Genomic DNA, 18,738 nt, shown 5'->3' with positions numbered 1-18,738 from the left:
ATCGCCTCGCCCGCCCGGCGCCCCCCGGCAACGCTCGCCCCGCCCCCGCTCAGTCCTCCACGACCCGGAACAGCAGCACCGACCGCCCGGTCAGCGACACCACCGCACCCCCCTCGTACCGCGTCCCGGGCCCCCGGTCCTGCTCCTCCTCCGAGGTGTCCACGACGCACTCGTAGGCCCGCGCCCACGGCGTCCCCGGCAGGACGAAGGGCACCGGGTCGGGGCCCGCGTGCAGGACCGCGAGGAAACTGTCGTCGGTCACCGGCGCGCCCTGGGCGTCGCGCTGCGGGATGTCCCGGCCGGAGAGGTAGAAGCCGAGGGTGGCGGTGGGGGCGTACCAGTCGGACTCGGTCATCTCCGTGCCGCGCGGCGTGAACCAGGCCAGGTCGCGCAGCCCGCCCTGCCCCTGCGCGCGGCCCGAGAAGAACGCGCGGCGGCGCAGCACCGGATGGGCGCGCCGCAGCCGCAGCAGGCGGGAGACCAGGTCGGTCAGCGGACGCCACTCGGGGTCGTCCAGCAGCGACCAGTCCAGCCAACTGGTCTCGTTGTCCTGGCAGTAGGCGTTGTTGTTGCCGCCCTGGGTGCGGCCGAGTTCGTCACCGGCCAGCAGCATGGGCACGCCGGTGGACAGCAGGAGGGTGGTCAGCAGGTTGCGGAGCTGGCGGCGGCGCAGCGCCCGGATGGCGGGGTCGTCGGTCTCGCCCTCGGCGCCGCAGTTCCAGGACCGGTTGTCGTCGGTGCCGTCGCGGTTGCCCTCGTCGTTGGCCGCGTTGTGCTTGTGCGCGTACGAGACGAGGTCGCGCAGGGTGAAGCCGTCGTGCGCGGTGATGAAGTTGACCGAGGCGTAGGGGCGGCGGCCACCCCAGGCGTACAGGTCGCTGGAGCCGGACAGCCGGTAGCCCAGGTCGCGGACGTCGGGGTGGGCGCCGCGCCAGAAGTCGCGCACGGCGTCGCGGTAGCGGTCGTTCCACTCCGTCCACAGGGGAGGGAAGGCGCCCACCTGGTAGCCGCCGGAGCCGACGTCCCAGGGCTCGGCGATCAGCTTGACCCGGCGCAGCACCGGGTCCTGGGCGATGACGGCGAGGAAGGGGGAGAGCATGTCCACGTCGTGCATGGAGCGCGCCAGCGCCGCCGCGAGGTCGAAGCGGAATCCGTCCACGCCCATCTCGGTGACCCAGTACCGCAGCGAGTCGGTGATCAGGCGCAGCACGTTGGGCTGCACGACGTGCAGGGTGTTGCCGCATCCGGTGTAGTCGACGTACCGGCGGGCGTCCCCGGCCAGCCGGTAGTAGCCGCGGTTGTCGATGCCGCGCAGGGAGAGGGTGGGGCCCATCTCGTTGGCCTCGGCGGTGTGGTTGTAGACCACGTCGAGGATGACCTCGATCCCCGCGTCGTGGAGCGCGCGCACCATCTGCTTGAACTCGCCGACCTGCTGGCCGCGCGTCCCGGAGGCGGCGTACGCGGCGTGCGGGGCGAAGTAGCCGATGGAGTTGTAGCCCCAGTAGTTGCGCAGGCCGCGGCGGAGCAGGTGGTCCTCGTGGGCGAACTGGTGGACGGGCAGCAGCTCGACGGCCGTGATGCCGAGCCGTACGAGGTGGCCGACGGCGGCCGGGTGCCCGAGCCCCGCGTACGTGCCCCTCAGGTGCTCGGGGATACCGGGGTGCCTCATGGTGAAGCCCCGGACGTGCACCTCGTAGATGACCGAGTCGGGCCACGGCGTCTTGGGGCGGCGGTCGTCCATCCACTCGTCGTCGCCGCCCTCGTCGTGGACCACCACGCCCTTGGGCACGTACGGGGCCGAGTCGCGGTTGTCCCGCACGGTGTCGGCGACGTGCTGCTGCGGCCAGTCCCGCACGTGCCCGTAGACCTCGGCGGGCAGCGTGAACTCGCCGTCCACCGCCCGCGCGTACGGGTCCAGGAGCAGCTTGGCCGGATTCCAGCGGGCGCCCGTCCACGGGTCCCAGCGGCCGTGCACCCGGTAGCCGTACCGCGTGCCCGGTGTCACGCCGGGGAGGAAGCCGTGCCATATCTCGTGGGTGAGCTCGGTCAGCGGGTGCCGGGTCTCGTGGCCGTCGTCGTCGAAGAGGCACACCTCGACGGCCTCCGCGCCGCCCGCCCAGAGGGCGAAGTTGGTGCCGGCGGTGCCGTCCGCGGCGACGCGGTAGCGCGCGCCCAGGGGCTGTGGGCTGCCGGGGCGTACGGGCGGCGGGCCCGCCTCGGAGGCCGGGGCCGGGCGCGCGGCGCGGCCGGGGGAGGCCAGGGCGTCCGGCTCGCGTACGCCGCGGCCGTTGACGGCCCGCGGCGGGGCATCGGGCGTACCCGGCGCGGACGCCGGTGGGGGCACCAGGGACGGGGGCTCCGGGGGGCTCGGCGTCCGCGCCCGGTCTCCGCCCGCCTGTTCCTCCTGCTCTTCCCGCCCCTCTTCCGGCGCCCCCCGCCGGTCCTGCACTGCCTCGTGCTCGCGTGCGCTCGACACGCCGGCCTCCTGCGGCTCATGACTCGATCTCGGACGGCGGCCCGCGCGCGGCGTCCCGGCCGGGCGTTCGGCCCCGCCCTCCCCCCTGTTGTGCCCGCAACGGGCCGCCGCCTCACGTTTCCCGGCGGTACGGGCGCCCGTCGCCGGGCCGTACCCCGGAACGGCCGGGACCGGACCGGTGGGCTTGACGCAGCCGGGCGGGACCGGGGCGTCCCGCCCTCCCGCCTCCGCGCCGCGCTGCCGCGGAACCGGTACGGGCCACCGTACGGGCGCGTAGCGCACCATGCACGGGCGCCACCGTACGGGCCCGTTCCGCACCATGGGAGCACGCGCCGGTACCGGGACGGGGGCGGTATCCGGCCGACTCCCGGGGAGCTTCCGCTTTCTTCCGTACGTGCCGTCACACGCCTCTCACAGGCGACTGAACCGGTACCACAGAGGGGAGTTCACTGTCAGAGCGGTGTGGTTATCTATCCGCGAGCCGTGCGGGTGAGTCGGTGACCACGCGCGGGGGAGTGCGGGCCATACGAGGGGAAAAGGGGCCAGTGGTGAACGTGCAGCCGATATCGGGCGCGTCGGGCCGGAAGCGGCGGCGCGCTGCCAAAGGACCGCTCGCGCTGGTGGTCGCGACGTTGCTGCTGCTGGTGAGCGCCTGCGGTGGCGGTGACGACGAGCCGGGGAACGGGTCGAGGCAGGACAGCGCGGCGTCGAAAGCGGTCGTGACCGTCTCGCCCAAGGACGGGGCCAAGGAGGTGGCCACCAACGGCGCCCTGTCGGTGACGGCGGCGAAGGGCACCCTGAAGTCCGTCAAGGTCACGGACGGCAAGGGCAACACGGTCGAGGGGAAGATCGACGGTTCCGTCTGGCGGCCCAGCGGCCACCTCGGCGCCTCCACGACGTACACCGTCGACGCGGTGGCGGTGGACGACGAGGGGCGTGAGGCCGCCGAGCACAGCACCTTCACCACGCTCGTCCCCAAGAACACCTTCGTCGGCCAGTACACCCCGGAGAACGGCCAGAAGGTCGGCGTCGGCATGCCGGTCTCCATCCGCTTCACCCGGGGCATCACCGACCCCGCGGCGGTCGAGAGGGCCATCAAGGTCACCGCCGAGCCGTCCGTCCCGATCGAGAACCACTGGTTCGGCAACGACCGCCTCGACTTCCGCCCCGAGAAGTACTGGGCGCCCGGCACCAAGGTCACGCTCAGGCTCGCCCTCAACGGCGTCGAGGGCCGCCCCGGGGTGTACGGCACGCAGAACAAGGTGGTCTCCTTCACGGTCGGCCGCAGCCAGATCAGCACCGTGGACGTCGCGTCGAAGCGGATGACGGTGGTCCGCGACGGCAAGCCGATCCGCACCATTCCGATCACCGCGGGCGCCCCCGGCACCGAGACCTACAACGGTCAAATGGTGATCAGCGAGAAGCACCAAGTGACACGGATGAACGGTGAAACGGTCGGCTTCGGCGGCGAGTACGACATCAAGGACGTACCGCACGCCATGCGGCTGAGCACGTCGGGCACGTTCATCCACGGCAACTACTGGACCGGCCGGTCGGCGTTCGGCGCCCGCAACGCCAGCCACGGCTGCGTGGCCATGTACGACCAGCGCGGCGGCGGGGACAGCTCCACCCCGGCCGCCTGGTTCTACGACAACTCGCTGCTCGGCGACCTGGTGATCGTCAAGAACTCGCACGACAAGACCATCCAGCCGGACAACGGACTCAACGTCTGGAACATGCCCTGGGCCGAGTGGAAGGCCCCCCAGTAACGGCGCCGGCGCGACCGGGGCAACCGGCCGCCCGCCCCCGAATACGGCCCGGCGCACTGTGACCAAGTGCACCGGGCCACTCCGCGTTAACGACGGCTAACCTGCGGCTAACCTGCCCCCATGACTGTCAACCTTGAGGTAGCCGAGGGCGTCGGCACCATCCGCCTGAACCGCCCCCCGATGAACGCGCTGGACATCGCCACCCAGGACCTGCTCCGCGAGACGGCCGAGGAGGCCACCCGCCGCGACGACGTGCGGGCGGTGGTCCTGTGGGGCGGGGAGAAGGTGTTCGCGGCCGGCGCGGACATCAAGGAGATGCAGGACATGGACCACACGGCCATGATCCTGCGCTCCAAGGCCCTGCAGGACTCCCTCACCGCCGTGGCCCGCATCCCCAAGCCCGTGGTTGCCGCCATCACCGGCTACGCGCTCGGCGGCGGCTGCGAGCTGGCGCTGTGCGCCGACTACCGCATCGCCGCCGAGGACGCCAGGCTCGGCCAGCCCGAGATCCTGCTCGGCCTGATCCCGGGCGCGGGCGGCACCCAGCGGCTGCCCCGCGTCGTCGGCCCCTCCAAGGCCAAGGACCTCATCTTCACCGGCCGCCACGTCAAGGCGGACGAGGCGCTGGCCATCGGCCTGGTCGACCGGGTGGTGCCCGCCGCCGAGGTCTATTCGCAGGCCCACGCCTGGGCCGCGCGGCTGGCCGCCGGGCCCGCCCTCGCCCTGCGCGCCGCCAAGGAGGCCATCGACGCGGGCCTGGAGACGGACATCGACAACGGCCTGACCATCGAACGCAACTGGTTCTCGGGCCTGTTCGCCACCGAGGACCGGACGACCGGCATGCGCAGCTTCGTCGAAGAGGGCCCCGGCAAGGCCAAGTTCCGCTGATCGGGGCGGGGTTGGACCGACCCGCCCGGCCGGCCGGTGCTCCGTGCGGGCGAATCGCCGGCCCGCGCGGGCGGCCCGGCCGCGCCGCGGGGCGGCCTCCCGCGCGTCCTCGGCAGGGGGCGGGTCAGCGCAGGTCGGCGCCGGTGCCCGGGGGTGTCCGCTGCCGTTGGCATATGTGTCGGCGGTGGCGCGGACCGGTGTGTTCGGGGAGGGGATTCCACCGGTTCCGCCCCCGGACCCGCCCGGCAACGGCCATGATGGGGGCATGGCGGGCCTCGAAGGAATGGAGCAGCCGCAGCCGCGGGGCGACAGCGCCGCCGCGCGCTGGGCGCTCCCCGGAACAGACGGGGAGCGGGCGCCGGCCGCCGCGGTCGAGTCCGCGTCCCGGGTCCTGGAGCTGGTGGGCGATCCCACCCTCGGCGAGGTCCGGCTGCCGTCCCGCCCCGTCTCCGCCGGTACGGCCCGCCGGCTGACCCAGGCGGTGCTGTCCATGAAGTGGTCGGTGTCGCCCCAACAGACCGAGCACGCCGTGCTGTTGGTCTCGGAGCTGGTGGGCAACGCCGTCCGGCACACCGGGGCGCGCACCTTCGGGCTGCGGATGTACCGGCGCCGCGGCTGGTTCCGGATCGAGGTGCGCGACCCGTCCCGCGGCCTGCCCTGCCTGATGCCGGTCCACGAGATGGACATCAGCGGCCGTGGCCTCTTCCTCGTGGACAAGCTCTCCGACCGCTGGGGCGCGGACCTGCTGCCGCACGGCAAGACGACGTGGTTCGAGATGCGGGTCACCGACCGCTGAGGCGGGGCGGTGGGGGCGGCGCGAGGCGGGCCGAAGCCGGTGGAGCCGGTGCGGGGCGGGCCCGGAAACGAGACTGGGGCCCTTCCGCGGATTACGCGGCTCAGGGCCCCAGTGTCGACGTCCGGTGGGCGAAAAGGGGTGTGCCCCCGGCGTCTGAACGACCTAGCCCGGGTCAATGGGAGTCGTTGATCACGACTATGGCAGGTCGGACGTGACCTTGCCAAAGCCGCGATTGCGGACACAGTATCCCGTATGCGGAGCAAACAGTGGGAGATCAAAGGTGAGGTGTGCCACCAGCCTTGCTTTGGGTGGTTAAGTAATCGATTCCGTCGATGGTTATGCGGTGGGGGTGGGGAAGGGGCGCTGCGGTGAACGGGAGGGGGCCGAGAGGCGTGGCGCGGGCGGGAGGCCGCGCCGCGAGCCGCCGAGGGGGCCATCCGGATCATCTTCGGCGGCCGGGCGGAGCGGCGGCCCGCGGCCTGCGCGGAAGATCGCGGGTCAGGCGTTAGCTTCGCCGACCATGGACACCCTCATCTTCTCCGGCCTCTTGTTCGCGTCGCTGGCGGTCATGGGACAGAAGAGGCGGAGCCTGGTGCTCGGTGTGTGGTGGCTGCTGCTCGTCGTCACGCTCCTGCTGCTGGCCCACCACATCACCGGCGGCCTCTCCCTCGGGCTCAGCTACTGACCATGAGCACACGGACGCTCATCGGCCTGGAACCCGGGCCGCCTGCCCTCGTCGCCCGCGGGCAGTACTGGTTCGCCTGCGTCGTCGTCATCGGCTGGACCGGGGTGCTGGGCGGCGGGCTGTACTACCAGTTCGGGCGGTGGGAGTACCCGTGCCCGCTGTGCGTCGTCCAGCGGATGTTCATGGTGCTGGCGTCACTGGGCGCGGCGTACATCGTCCGGCAGGGGCTGGACGGCGTGATCACGCGCCGCGACTACCTCATGGGCTGGGGGCTGTCCCTCGTCGCCTGCGTCGCCGGGTCGTTCGCGGCCTGGCGGCAGACGATGCTGCACATCCTGCCCGGCGACCGGGGCTACGGGAGCACGGCGCTGGGGCTGCACCTCTACGTCTGGGCGTGGATCCTCTTCCAGGCGTGCGTCGTCGCCATCGGTGTCGTCATGGCCTTCGGGCACCTCACCGCGGCCCGCCGCATTCCGATGTCCGGCCTGTACCAGCTCGTCGGCCGCTTCGCGCTCGGGGTCCTGACCCTCGTCATCGCGGTCAACGTCGTGGCGGTCTTCCTGGAGGAGGGCTTCCACTGGTTCCTGCCGGACGATCCGGACCGGTACCGGTTCTTCTACGACGTGTGGATTCTTCCGTGAGGCGGCTCCTTGTGGGGCGGGGGCGGTCGGAGGGCGGGGCGGCGTGGGGCCGGAGCGGGCGGAGGGCCGGACGGGGCGGGGCCCGCCCGGCCCTCGCGTCCCCGCCGCGTCAGACCCGGATCCGACCGAGCACGGCGCGGTGGTGCGGCCCCGCGTCGGCCCGGCGCTTGCGGTCGTTGCACAGCAGGCACTTGCCGTAGCCCGGCGGCAGCGGGTCGTCCGGGTCCCCGTGCAGCGGATCGACGGCACCGTGCGGATGTATGGCGCAGCCGGTCGGGCCGGCCTGGGCTCCCAGGGAGCTGGCGGCGGTCAGGGCCCGCCGGAGCACGCCGACGAGCTCGTCGGCGTCGTGCCGGCTGGGCGCGGCCTGGAGGGTCGAGGCGATATCGGATGCGGTGGTCAGCGCGGTCCGGAGTTCGCGCAGGTCTGCGTAACTCATACCTCGGAGCGTAGGGGCACCCACTGACAACGGATCTTGTGTTCCCTCTGCACGGCTTCCGACCAGGGGTTCTTCGCGGCTTCCCATGGGGATCCGGTGCCCGGCGCCGGTCACCTGGCGGTGGCGGGCGGGTGACGTTCCGGCCACCGGCCGGCGACGAGCGGGGGCGGGTCCGTGCCCCGCACACGCGGAACGGGCCGCCCTCCGCGGAAGGCGACCCGTTCCCCTGCTCGGTGGCTCGCGAAGCCCCTGCTCGGCGTCTCGCAAAAGCCCCTGCTCGGTGGCTCACGGAGCGATGGGCAGCTCCCGCTTGTGGGCCGTCAGGCGGTAGCGGCGGACGATGGCCTGGAAGGCGGTCTCCTCGACCGGCTCGCCCTCCAGGAAGTCGTCGATCTGGTCGTACGTGACGCCGAGCGCGTCCTCGTCCGGCTTGCCGGGGTCCAGGGTCTCCAGGTCGGCGGTCGGGACCTTCGTCACCAGCTCGGCGGGGGCGCCGAGCGCCGCCGCGACCGCCCGCACCCGGCGCTTGGTCAGCCCGGTCAGCGGGACGACGTCGGCCGCGCCGTCGCCGAACTTGGTGAAGAAGCCGGAGACCGCCTCGGCGGCGTGGTCGGTGCCCACCACCAGGCCGTCGTTGGCCCCCGCCACCGCGTACTGCGCGATCATCCGCTGGCGCGCCTTGATGTTCCCCTGGACGAAGTCCTGGTGGCGCGCGTCACGGAAGACCAGGCCGCCGGCCAGCGCGGCGTCCAGCATGGCGTCGCTCGCCGGACGGACGTCGACGGTCATGACGCGGTCGGCGCGGATGAACTCCAGCGCCCGCTGGGCGTCCTTCTCGTCGGCCTGGACCCCGTACGGCAGCCGCATCGCGTAGAACGTCGCCTCGTAGCCGGTGGCGCGGGCGCGCTCCACCGCAAGCTGGCACAGCCGGCCCGCGGTCGTGGAGTCCACGCCACCGCTGATGCCCAGGACGAGGGACCGCAGACCCGTGGACGTCAGCCGCTCGGTGAGGAAGGCCACCCGGCGCTCGATCTCCCGTTCCGCGTCGAAGGACGCGGAAACCTGGAGGTCGCGGGCGATCTCCTGCTGCACGGACATGGACGCCGGGTCGGTCACGGCTGCTCCTCGGGGTACGTGGCGGGTGCGTGATGCTGGTGGTCCTGGAGTGGACAGGGAAACTCTATGACGGTTTCGCCCACTCCTTCATGGCAGCCCTGTCTTCGAAGTCGGCGACGTTCTTGTCCAGCGGGTGGTCCGTGTACTGGTGGATGACCCACTTGGCCTTGATCCGTGGATGCCCGGCCTTGACGTAGTCGGCGACCCACAGGCCGTCACCGGCGTAGGACGAGGTGTCGTGGTTGATCCAGAAATCGCGGTTGCAGTAGAGCAGCACACGGTGCGACGGGCGGAGCTTCTTGACCTCGTGGAGGAACTCGTCCTTCTGCGCCGAGCTGGCGTACGTCCCCGAGCTGGTGCGTTCCCAGTCGGCGGCGAGCAGGTCGCCCTCCTCCGAGCCGCATTTGTCGACGAAGTACTTGGCCTGAGCGGCGATGTTCCCGGGCCACAGGAAGTGGTAGAAGCCGACGACGCAGCCCGCCTTACGTGCTTTTTTGGCCTGTTCGACCTGGAGCGGATTGGTGTACGAGCGGCCTTCCGTGGCCTTTATGATCACGAAATCCACGCCGTCGGTGGAGTAAGAGCGCTGGTGGGAGCTGATGTCGACGCCGTGCAGCATGAAGGGGCCTCCTCGACCGGGTGATTGATTACGAAGCGTCACCTTTCCCTTACAGTGCAGCATGTACGCGTCTGAAAGCACAGGTCTCGAAGGCGAACTGTCACTGATCTCGGGGCTGTTGGTGCATTGATGGGGCGCTCGGGGTCACTTCGGCTTGTGGCCGGATACGAGTGCGTTAGGTTGGACGTTTTTCGCGGGCGGGGAGGGAGGGGCGCCGGGTTCCCGGGGGGTGGAGGAAACAGGGGGTCCGGATGGGCTTTTCTTTACTTTTTAGGCGGAACGCCCGTTACTTCTGCCTCGTCTACAGTTTCATAGACCATCTATCGGTGGCGCAGACCACCTCCCGATGACGTAGGCCACCCCCTCGCGGTGGCGCAGACCATCTACCGGTGGCGGACGGTGACACGGTCCTGGACCGCTCGGCGCGCCGGCCCGCCAAGGAGAACCCCCGTGATCCACCTCGCCTTCGGTGGCGCCTCGATCGACGGCGGCCTGTACACCTGGGTCACCGATCTCGCGCGGCGCGCCCCGCACGCCCTGAACACCCTCGTCGGCTACTGGACCGACTACGGCCTGTTCGTCTTCGCCGCCCTCGTCGTCCTCGCCTGGTGGCGGGCCCGGCGCGCGGACGCCACCAGGATGGCGATGGCGCTGGCGGCCCCCTTCGCCGTCGTCCTGGCCTACGTGGCCAACGTCGTCGTCAAAGACCTCGTCGACGAGCGGCGGCCGTGCCGGACGCTGCACACCCTGACGGTCCAGGTGTGCCCCGGCCCAGGCGACTGGTCCTTCCCCAGCAACCACTCGGCCATCGCGGCAGCCGCGGCGGTGACGCTCCTCCTGGTGCACCGCCGCCTCGGCGTGCTCGCCGCCGTGGGCGCGCTGCTCATGGCCGCCTCGCGGGTCTGGGTGGGGGCGCACTACCCGCACGACGTCCTCGTCGGGCTGGTGCTGGGGGCGCTGGTCGCCTGGCCGCTGACCCGCCTCGCCCGGAGGGCCGCGCCCGCGGTCACCCGGCTGCGGTCCGGGCGCGCGGGGGCGTTGCTGGCGGTTGTGGGGTCTCGGGGGTGATGGGGGGCCGATCACGGAGGGCTCGTGTGCTGACGGGAAGCTGACCACGGGGCTCGTGTGCTGATCGTGGGGGGACGGTGAGCCGCTGGTGGCAGAGGGTGCCGCGTGCTGACGGTGGTGGGGGCGTGCCGTTGGTGGCGGTGGTGAGGGTTCGCGGTCCGGGTTTCCCATCGAACGGCCAGGACCGGTCCAGATGTTCACCAAGTCGGGCGTGCGCGGGGCCGGTGGTGAGCACAACATTCCCGGGGGTGCCGGTGGTCGGCGGGAGTGGTCACCGGCCCGGCGCGGCACCGCGTTGTCTGTGAGCACGCGGGTCTCCACGTCCTCGCTGACCGGTCCTTCCGGGCGGGCCGCCCCCGTACGTGGTACGAGCAAGGGGAGGCGACCCGTGGACCGTACGCAGACACCGGATGGGCGGCAGGCCCGCTGCGACGTGGCGGCGGCCGAGGACCCGACACCCTGTGAGGGGCGGCGGGACGCCGCGACCATAGTGGACCGGCACGGACGGGAACTGGTCGGCTGCGTGCACCACTGTGCGCGGGTGCTGGCAGGGCTGGAGGGTGCCCGCGTCCACCCGTTCGTGCCGGCGGGACGGGCCCTGGAGGTCTACTCCCGGGCGCGCGAGCTGCCGCCGCAGGCGTGGGAGATAGGGCGCTGAGGCGCACGCCCGCCATACAGGTGCCGGTGTTCCTTCTGCACACCGCTACCTTCTGAACACCGCTACCCGTACGCACATCGCGCTCCGGGGCGGGCCGCCCGTCAGGCCGTCGGTCCTCAGGCCGTCGGTCCTCAGGCCGTCGGTCCTCAGGCTGTCGGTCCGTCAGGCCGTCGGCCCGTCTGATGGAGCGAGGCGCTGGATCAGGGCGTCCAGGAGGGGGTGCGGGAGGGGGGAGCGGTCGGCGGTTCGGGAGGCGCGGTGGCGGGCTTCCGGGGTGAGGCACCAGGCCAGGAGCTCGTCCAGGTTCTGAGGGGTCACCGACTCGCTGGTCAGGGCGGCGGGCCAGTCGAGCGCCGCCGCCTGCGCGCTGACCTTGGCGCCGCCCGCCACCGGATCGACGGCCAGCGCGGGCGTGCCCGCCCGCAGGGCCAGGACCAGGCCGTGCAGCCGGGTGGTGACCACGGCGTCGAGGCGGCCGAGCACGGCGTGCAGCTGCGCCGGGGTGGCCGGGATGCGCCAGTCCCGGGTGTCCAGCCGGGTGTCCAGGGGCAGCCGGGCCGCGTCGAGCGTGCCCAGCCACGTTTCCAGGGCCTCGGACACCTCGGCGTGCCGCCGACGCGGCCCGTACTCGTGCTGGCCACCGGTGAGGACGACGCCGAGCAGCGGTACGGGGGCGGGGCGAGCGGCGCGCACACTCAGGTCGGCGGTGGTCTGCCCGGCCTCCGCCTGCCGGGCCGAGTCGCGGGGGAGCAGGTCGTGGAAGCCGGTCGCGGCGGGGTCGGCCGGGTCCGGCACGGACACGCCCACCGCGATCCGGCGGCAGCCCGCGAACCGGCGGTGCAGCGCCATCAGCGGACTCGGCCCGCCGTCCGGGTCCGGCCGGGAGTGCACGGGGCCGCAGGCGAAAATCAGGTGCGTGTAGGCGTCCGGGTCGGCGTCGTCCAGGTGCGGGGCGTCCGGGCGGTACACCGGGGACCAGGCCGTCGTGTACGGGACGGACGCGGCGCGCAGCGCGTCCTGGACCGCCTCGGCGGCGAGCATGTCGCCCGCCGTGACCTCGCCGTGCAGGAAGCTGAACCATCCGGTGAGCAGGACGCGGACCGGCCGCCCCGCCGTCGTCGCCTCGCCGTTCAGGGGCATGACGGCCTCCTTGTGCTGCCGGTTTCGGTGGTGGGGGTGGGTCTTCCGGTTGCCGTGCGGGGGTGGGCCTTCCGGGGGCGTCGGGCTCGGGCGTGGGGGCGGAGGCGCGGAGTGCGGCGGCGGGTGGGGTTCCGGTCGGTCGGGTCGGTGCGGCGTGGCCGGGAGCACGGGCTTGACGGGGTCCGCGGGTGCCGGGACTCGGGTGCCGTCTCTCAGCCCACGTAGCGGCGTGCCGTCGATGCCTTCTGGGGGGCTTCCAGGAGGCGGAGCCGGTGTTCGACGGCCCGGGGGAGCGGGCGCCGCTCGCGCAGGACCCAGGGGAGACCGGCCGCCGCGTCGGCGAAGGCGCGGGCGGACGTACCGTCGCGCGGGACGGTGGCCGCCAGGTGCGCGGTGCGGCGTACGGCGGCGGGGACCGGGCGGCGCAACCAGGTGAACCACAGGGTGTTGCGGATGCCGTGCCGGCGGCGCAGCCGGGCGTCCCGGTGCGGCGACGGACGGTGGTGGATGGTCAGGTGCTCGGCGTAGGTGAGCCACCAGCCGTCGGCGGCGAGGTCGGCGGCCAGCAGTTCTTCCTCCCCGCCGAGCCACAGGCGGGGCGAGAACCCGCCCGCCGCGCGGAACGCGTCGGTGCGCAGCACGGTCGCGGCGGCGAGGAACGAGCCGAGCGCCGGGCCGGGGAGCCAGTCGGGACGGGGCAGAGGGGAGTCCCGCAGCTCGCGGACGATCGGGTCCTCGTACGGCGCGTCGCGGGACGCGCGGGCCGCCCCGCGTTCGGGCGCGGCGTCCGAGTGCGGGTGCACCAGGATGCGGGCCGTGACCGTGGCGAGCCGTTCATGGGCGTCGAGCAGGTCGGCGGCACCTGATAGCGAGCCGGCCTCCCACCAGGAGTCGTCGTCGCAGAAGGCGAGGTAGGGGGTGTCCGCCAGGCGCGCGGCGAGGTTGCGTCCGACCGCGCCGAGATTGCGGCCCGGCGTCAGCAGCCGCACGTCCGGGAACCGCGCGCGCACCGCCCGCGCCGTGCCGTCCGACGAGGCGTTGTCGACCACGGTGACCGCGGGCCGCTCCGGCAGCGCGGCGAGCCGTTCCAGGGTGTGCAGCAGTTCCGCGCACCGGTCGCGGGTGATGACGACGACGGTGGTCCGGTGGTCGGTCACGGGGGGTCCTTTTCGGTGGGAGCAGGAGTGGGGGGCTGGGGGGTGGCCTTGGGGGGTGTCGTGTGGCCGGTGGCCTTAAGGGGCGTCGTGCGGTCGGGGGGCTTCGAGGGGGTCGTCCGGCCGGTGGTCTTCGGAGTGGGCCGCTGGACGGTGGTCATCTGGGGGTGCGGGGTGGAGGTGCGCGGGGGCTCGGGGGGCCGCGCGCCGTCGGGCGGAAGGTTCCGAGGGTTCTCGTCGGGCGCGCCGTGCACCGGCAGCGCGTCCTGAGGGGGACGTGCTCCGCGCTCCAGGGTGCGGACGGCGTCCTCGACCCACGGCGGGACCACCCGGCGGCGGGACAGTGCGGCGGGCAACCGGTGCAGGGCGTCGGCGAACGCCTGGCGGGACGACCGGTCGGCGGGGCAGGCGCGCGCCAGCGCCCATGTGCGGGCCAGGGCGCGCGTCAGGGGGCGGCGCATCCAGGCGATGAGCAACTCGTTGCGCTGGATCAGGGCGGGGCGGCCGGCGCGGGGGCGCGGGTCCGGGTCGTGGCGCGCGACGACCTGGGGGCAGTACGCGAGCCCCCAGCCGCGGGTGGCCAGTTCGAGGGCGAGCATGGCCTCCTCGGCGCCGAAGTGGAGCACCGGGTCGAAGCCGCCGGCCCCGGTGAACGCGTCCCTGCGGACCACCGCCGCGCAGGCCAGGAAGCCCAGCACCGACGGCCCTGGGAGGTCGGTCTCCCGGCCGAGGGGCGAGGCGGCGAGCACGGCGTTCAGCGGGTCCGGACGACTCGCCGGGCCGACGCGGGTGGCGGCGGCGATCAGCCCGAGCCGGGGGTGCGCGTCGAACAGGTCGGCGGCGCGGTCGAGGGCGTCAGCCTCCCACCAGGAGTCGTCGTCGGCGAAGGCCACGTACGGGGTGGAGAGCGCGGCGACGCCGAGGTCGCGGCCGACGGCCCCCAGGTTGCGGCCCGGCGTCAGCAGTCGGATCTGCGGGTGCCGGGCGCGCAGGTCCCGTACGGCTTGGGCGGTGCCGTCCGACGAGGCGTTGTCGACCACGGCCACCGGTGGCCGGCCGGGCAGCGCGGCCAGCCGTTCCAGGGTCCGCAGCAGGCGCGTGCGGCGGTCGCGGGTGATGACGGCGACGCCGACGCGGGGCCCGGTCGCGGGGGCGGGGGAGGCGGCGGGGGAAGAGGCCGGGGTGGTCATGAGACGGACTCCGTGGAGCGCGCACGGCGGCGTTCCCGGCCGTGCTCGTCGGGATGCTTCGGGGTGGGGGTGGTGGAGGGGCTCCGGTTGGAGGTGGCGGAAGGTTCTCGGTTGGGGGTGGCGGAGGGTTCCCGGTTGGGGGTGGTGGGGGGTGACGGCTGGTGGGCGTGGCCGGGGTCGCCGGAGGGCGCGGTGCCGGGAGCGCGGTCGGGCTCCGGAGCGGTGGTGTGGCGGGCATGGGGTCCGGCGGGCTGTACGGGGCGGACGTGGCCGGGATCGGCCGGGCGCGGGCGGTGCGGGGACGGGTGCGTGGGTGTGGGGCCGACCGGGTGGACGCGGACCCGCTCGCGGCCGGCGCGGTGTGCGTGCTCCGGCTCGGGCAGGTCGGCCACGGCGTTGAGGACCTCGGCGGCGGTGATCCGCAGCAGCCGCTCGTCGGGCTGGTCGCCGTGCGCGTCCCCAGGGCGGGCCGGGTCGTCGCGGTCCGGATGCCACAGCACCCGATGGCGGGGCAGGTTCGGCGGCCCCCACAGGCGCGGCGAGACCGGGCCGAACAGGACGACGGACGGTGTGCCGAACGCGCTGGCCATATGGGCGAGCCCGGTGTCCCCGACGATCACCGCCCGGGCCCGCGCGACCAGCGCGGCCAACCGGGCGAAGGGCACGTCCCCCGCACCGCCCACCACCGCAGTGGCGGGGAGCCCGGCCTGCCCGGCCACCTGATGGGCGAGCGGTCCCTCGCCGGCGCCCGCCGTGACCACGACCCGGTGCCCCATCTGGCGCAGCGCGTGCGCCACGGCGGCGAACCGTTCCGGCGGCCACCGGCGAGCCCCGGCGTCCGCCCCCGGATGCACGACGATCGCCCCGGGCGCCGGGGAAGGGTGCACCGGTGCGGGGATGCGCAGGTCGGAAGGGTCGGCCGGGACGCCGTACCAGGACACCAGCCGGCACCACCGGGCGCACTCGTGCTCGTCCTCCTCCCAGGAGGGGCCGCGCACGTCCGGCGTGCCCGGATGCGCGTACGCGAACAGGCGGGCCGGGTGGAGGGCGCGCAGCAGCAGGTGACTGGGCGGGCCGTTGCCGTGCAGGTCCACGGCGAGCGCCGGGGGCGGGCCGGACCAGTCCAGCGACCGCGGCACCTCACGGCCCGGCGCCGCCGTGGGCAGCACCCGGTCCACGACGCCGGTCGCCGCGGCGGCCTCGGCCAGGCGGCCGGGCGCGGCCAGCACCGTCTCGTGCCCGGGGTTGGCCGCGCGCAGGGCCCGTAGGGCGGGCACGGCCGTCAACAGGTCACCGAGCCCGAGCGCCCGTAGGGCGAGCAGGCGGGGACGGGGCGGGGGGCCGCCGGGGTGGGGGCCTGAAGGAGTTGCGGCAGCGGGGCTCGATTCCTTGTGTGTGCCCATGTCACCCGGCGCCTTTAGGGGGCCTGGCCTTCCCGGGTATCGCCCTGGGGGCGATTCGTCACCGGGGCCCGGTCCTTTGCCCGTGCCCATCCGTGTCGGCGTTCCCCGGGGGCCCGGCCTTCCCGAGTACGGCCCTGGGGGCGGCGACCCGTCGCCCTTGCCCCTGACCTCCGGCCTCTCCAGGGGGCCTGGCTCTCCCGGTGCTCGTGCGCCCTCGCCGCCGGTCACCGGGGGGCTCCCGTGGTGGTGCGGGCGAGGGCCGCGCGGCGGGCGAGTTCGGTGGTGGAGCGGCCGGCGAGGTAGGGGAGGACGACGGCCTGGCCGTCCCAGTCGCGCAGGGCGACCGCCTCGGGCAGCGTGTCGGCGGTGTAGTCGCCGCCCTTGACCCACACGTCCGGACGCAGTTCGCGCAGCAGCGCCTCCGGGGTGTCCTCGCAGAAGACGGCGACCGCGTCCACCGAGCCGAGCCCGTACAGGACGCGCACCCGGTCGGCCTCCGGGGTCAGCGGTCGGCCGGGGCCCTTCAACCGGCGGATGGAGTCGTCCGAGTTGACGCACACGATGAGGCAGTCACCGATCCGGCGGGCGCTCTCCAGGAGGCCCACATGTCCGGCGTGCAGCAGGTCGAAGCAGCCGCCGGTGGCGACCACCGTGCCGCCGCGCGCCCGTACCGAGGCTGCCAGCGCGAACGGATCGACGGGCCCGGGCGGCTCCGGGGACGGCGGATCGCCGGGGTCCCACAGAGCGGGGTTGCCCGCGCCCCCCGCCGCGACGAAGTCGGCGGCCTCGGCGACCGCCCGCTGAACGGCCTCCTCGGGGAGCCCGCCGTCGGCGAGCGCCCCGGCCGCCGCAGCGGCGAACCGGTCGCCGGCTCCGCACGGGTCACCGGTGGCCGGTCGGGCGGGCGGCACGAGGAGCGGGCTGTCGCTGCCGTCACGGGTCAGCAGGGCCCCGCGGGCGCCGAGCGTGACGGCGACGGCGGCGGCGCGCCAGTGGCGGGCCAGGCGGGCGCCGCGCCGCGCGTGCGCGCGCAGCGAGTCGTCGTCCTCGCGTTCTTCCCCGCTCTCCCCGCCCTCCCCGCTCTCTTTCTCGTTCCCTTCGTCGTTTTTGGAACGCGCGGACGATGGTGCCGGGCCCAGGGCCTGTGCTTCGGCGGCGTTGGGCGTGGCCATACGGACGCCCGGTACGGGCGCGTCGCCCTTGGGGTGCGGGTCCCACAGCACGGGGACGCGCCGGGCGGCGTCGGCGAGGAGGTCCCGTACGGCCCGCGCGGTACCGCGCCCGTAGTCGGCCACCAGCACCGCGCCCGCCGCGCGCAGCACCTCGCGCACCGTCGTGCCGGGCGCCCCCGGTATGCCACCGCCCTCGTCGACGCGGACCAGCGGCCGGTCGTCCGCGCGGATCCGGGTCTTGACGGGCAGCGTGCCGTCCAGCGGCAGCGCGACCACGCGCACCCGGGGGGTCAGCATCTCCCGGACGGTGGCGCTGGCGGGGTCCGTTCCCAGGGCCGTGATCAGGACGACCTCGCGGCCGTCCCCGGCCGCCAGCGCGGCGGCCAGTCCCGCGCCGCCCGGCCGGCTGCGGTCGCTCCGTACGTCCACGACGGGCGCCGGGGCGTCCGGGGCCAGGCGTCCGGCCCGGCCGTCGATGTCCCGGTCGAGCAGGGTGTCGCCGACCACGACGAGCGGCTGTTGCTTCTTCACGACGCCTCCTGTGTCGGGAGCGGTTGGGGGAGTTGGGGGTGGGGGGATGCCTTTCGTGGGTGGCCGAGCCGGGTCGGTGCGGGCTGCCGTGCGCGGGATCCGGGTGGTCACCTTCCGGGGACGGCGGCGCGTATGCCGTCGAGGGCGGGCGCCTCCACCACCGCGCCGACCGGGGCCGGGGCGGTGGGCCGCGCGGCCTCGGCCACCGGTGCCACCAGCGCGTCGAAGGACTCGCACAGCAGGTGCAGCGCCAGCAGGTGGGCTTCCTGGACGGTCGCCGTGCTCTCCGACTCGATGCACAGCGCCTCGTCCGCCCGCGCGGCCAGCGGGTTGGGGTCCGGCCCGGTCATCGCCCAGACGCGCAGTCCGGCGGCGCGCGCGGTGTCGGCGGCGGCCAGGAGGTTGGGGCTGCGCCCGGAAGTGGACATCAGCAGCAGGACGTCGCCGGGGCGGCCGTGGGCGGCGACCTGCCGCGCGTACAGCTCCTCGAACCCGTAGTCGTTGCCGATCGCGGTGACGCTGGAGGTCTCCGCGTGCAGGGCGAGGGCGGAGTAGGCGGCGCGCTCGTCGCGGTAACGGCCGACCAGCTCGGCGGTCAGGTGCTGCGCCTGGGCCGCGCTGCCGCCGTTGCCCGCGGCCAGCAGCCGTCCGCCGCAGGCCAGCACGGCGGCGAGATGGTCACCCCAGGAGGCGATCCGGCCCAGTCCGCGGTGCCGGAGCCGGCCGATGGCGTCGAGCAGCGACTGGCAGTGCGCGTGTGCGGCGTCGTGGAGATCGGTCATGGCGTGTCGGGCCGCGCGGCATCCCGTCGAACGGTGCGCGGGTCCTGCCTCCCTCTGAGTGCGGCGGTGCGGTCGTACGAATCGGCTCGGGTGTGGACAACGGAAAGTGGCGGGGCGGCCGGGCCGTGACGATGGGTCCGGACGACAGAGACGGGGCCGGGGACGGAGACGCCGGGGCCGGGGAAGGAGCGGGAGGGGAGTGGTGGGGATG

Annotated in this window: 15 protein-coding genes and 2 pseudogenes; 7 read left to right on the top strand and 10 right to left on the bottom strand. The window is 74.1% G+C overall.

Going from position 1 to position 18,738, the window contains the following annotated elements; genetic code table 11:
• Positions 1-49 precede the first annotated feature (49 nt).
• The gene (glgX, locus tag ABZX96_RS10440) at positions 50-2,260 is read right to left on the bottom strand and encodes a glycogen debranching protein GlgX (RefSeq protein ID WP_355541370.1); all 2,211 of its coding nucleotides are present in this window, start codon (positions 2,258-2,260) and stop codon (positions 50-52) included.
• Positions 2,261-3,024: 764 nt separating this feature from the next.
• On the opposite strand from glgX, the gene ABZX96_RS10435 reads away from it, so the two are divergent.
• The 5 genes from ABZX96_RS10435 (at position 3,025) to ABZX96_RS10415 (ending at position 7,255) form a co-directional block, all read left to right on the top strand.
• Positions 3,025-4,245 (top strand): Ig-like domain-containing protein, encoded by a 1,221-nt coding sequence (locus tag ABZX96_RS10435; protein ID WP_355541051.1) that lies wholly within the window; start codon positions 3,025-3,027, stop codon positions 4,243-4,245.
• Positions 4,246-4,365: 120 nt separating this feature from the next.
• Entirely contained in the window at positions 4,366-5,133 is a 768-nt protein-coding gene (locus ABZX96_RS10430) for an enoyl-CoA hydratase/isomerase family protein (RefSeq protein WP_355541048.1), read from the top strand.
• A 265-nt stretch (positions 5,134-5,398) separates the two neighbouring features.
• Positions 5,399-5,929, top strand: coding sequence for an ATP-binding protein (locus ABZX96_RS10425; protein ID WP_355541046.1), 531 nt, complete (start codon positions 5,399-5,401; stop codon positions 5,927-5,929).
• 520 nt (positions 5,930-6,449) lie between these two features.
• Entirely contained in the window at positions 6,450-6,614 is a 165-nt protein-coding gene (locus tag ABZX96_RS10420; RefSeq protein ID WP_355541043.1) for a DUF5993 family protein, read from the top strand.
• A 2-nt stretch (positions 6,615-6,616) separates the two neighbouring features.
• Complete coding sequence (locus tag ABZX96_RS10415) at positions 6,617-7,255, top strand: disulfide bond formation protein B (protein WP_355541040.1); 639 nt, start codon at positions 6,617-6,619, stop codon at positions 7,253-7,255.
• A 109-nt stretch (positions 7,256-7,364) separates the two neighbouring features.
• Here the strand turns inward: ABZX96_RS10415 and ABZX96_RS10410 are convergent, their stop codons facing one another.
• The 3 genes from ABZX96_RS10410 to ABZX96_RS10400 all read right to left on the bottom strand — a co-directional run bounded on the left by ABZX96_RS10410 (position 7,365) and on the right by ABZX96_RS10400 (position 9,429).
• Complete coding sequence (locus ABZX96_RS10410) at positions 7,365-7,694, bottom strand: hypothetical protein (protein WP_355541037.1); 330 nt, start codon at positions 7,692-7,694, stop codon at positions 7,365-7,367.
• A 285-nt stretch (positions 7,695-7,979) separates the two neighbouring features.
• Positions 7,980-8,810, bottom strand: coding sequence for an ammonia-dependent NAD(+) synthetase (gene nadE, locus ABZX96_RS10405; RefSeq protein ID WP_355541034.1), 831 nt, complete (start codon positions 8,808-8,810; stop codon positions 7,980-7,982).
• Between the two features lie 64 nt (positions 8,811-8,874).
• Positions 8,875-9,429 carry a GH25 family lysozyme gene (locus ABZX96_RS10400; RefSeq protein WP_355541031.1) on the bottom strand — a complete coding sequence of 185 codons (555 nt, stop codon included), beginning with the start codon at positions 9,427-9,429 and terminating at the stop codon, positions 8,875-8,877.
• Positions 9,430-9,879: 450 nt separating this feature from the next.
• On the opposite strand from ABZX96_RS10400, the gene ABZX96_RS10395 reads away from it, so the two are divergent.
• The gene (locus ABZX96_RS10395) at positions 9,880-10,497 is read left to right on the top strand and encodes a phosphatase PAP2 family protein (protein ID WP_355541029.1); all 618 of its coding nucleotides are present in this window, start codon (positions 9,880-9,882) and stop codon (positions 10,495-10,497) included.
• Between the two features lie 388 nt (positions 10,498-10,885).
• Complete coding sequence (locus ABZX96_RS10390; RefSeq protein WP_355541026.1) at positions 10,886-11,155, top strand: hypothetical protein; 270 nt, start codon at positions 10,886-10,888, stop codon at positions 11,153-11,155.
• Between the two features lie 162 nt (positions 11,156-11,317).
• Here ABZX96_RS10390 and ABZX96_RS10385 read toward each other — a convergent pair whose 3' ends face one another.
• The 6 genes and pseudogenes from ABZX96_RS10385 to ABZX96_RS10360 form a co-directional block, all read right to left on the bottom strand.
• Positions 11,318-12,295, bottom strand: a complete 978-nt coding sequence (locus ABZX96_RS10385; RefSeq protein ID WP_355541023.1) for a polysaccharide pyruvyl transferase family protein — start codon at positions 12,293-12,295, stop codon at positions 11,318-11,320.
• Between the two features lie 212 nt (positions 12,296-12,507).
• Positions 12,508-13,452, bottom strand: a complete 945-nt coding sequence (locus tag ABZX96_RS10380; RefSeq protein ID WP_355541020.1) for a glycosyltransferase — start codon at positions 13,450-13,452, stop codon at positions 12,508-12,510.
• Between the two features lie 284 nt (positions 13,453-13,736).
• Positions 13,737-14,639: pseudogene (locus tag ABZX96_RS10375) on the bottom strand (glycosyltransferase); the annotation flags it as partial.
• A 371-nt stretch (positions 14,640-15,010) separates the two neighbouring features.
• Positions 15,011-16,042, bottom strand: a pseudogene (locus ABZX96_RS10370) (glycosyltransferase family 9 protein); the annotation flags it as partial.
• A gap of 224 nt (positions 16,043-16,266) precedes the next feature.
• Complete coding sequence (locus tag ABZX96_RS10365; RefSeq protein WP_355541017.1) at positions 16,267-17,745, bottom strand: PfkB family carbohydrate kinase; 1,479 nt, start codon at positions 17,743-17,745, stop codon at positions 16,267-16,269.
• A gap of 107 nt (positions 17,746-17,852) precedes the next feature.
• Positions 17,853-18,527, bottom strand: coding sequence for an SIS domain-containing protein (locus tag ABZX96_RS10360; RefSeq protein ID WP_355541014.1), 675 nt, complete (start codon positions 18,525-18,527; stop codon positions 17,853-17,855).
• Positions 18,528-18,738 lie beyond the last annotated feature (211 nt).

It is taken from the genome of Streptomyces sp. NPDC003077 (genome assembly GCF_040611095.1).
Taxonomy (GTDB): domain Bacteria; phylum Actinomycetota; class Actinomycetes; order Streptomycetales; family Streptomycetaceae; genus Streptomyces.
Note: the sequence above shows the minus strand (reverse complement) of the source record. Positions and strands in the feature narration are given on the sequence as shown.